The organism is Streptomyces sp. NPDC043738 (assembly GCF_056436545.1).
This window is the reverse complement of the sequence record NZ_JBWKCJ010000027.1, coordinates 44,802-45,116: the sequence shown is the minus strand read 5'-3', so window position 1 is coordinate 45,116 and position 315 is coordinate 44,802.

Genomic DNA, 315 nt, shown 5'->3' with positions numbered 1-315 from the left:
TCTGGGGTCTTTTTTGTGGGTCTGGTTCTTTCCCCTACAAAACACCAGCCCCCGGAGGCCCGAACCCTCCCGCCCGGTGGGCGCCCCCGCCCCGGTGGGGGGATGTCAAAGAGACCAGAAGCTCGGCCGCGTCACGATGCGGCCGAGCTTCTGGTCTTTTCTTCTCTCCTCCCACCGGGGTGGGGTCCCGTCGCGTACGGGAGGTGGGGGGGGGGGGGGGGGGGGGGGGGGGGGGGGGGGGGGGGGGGGGGGGGGGGGGGGGGGGGGGGGGGGGGGGGGGGGGGGGAGGGGAGGAGAAAGGAGGAGGGAGAAGAG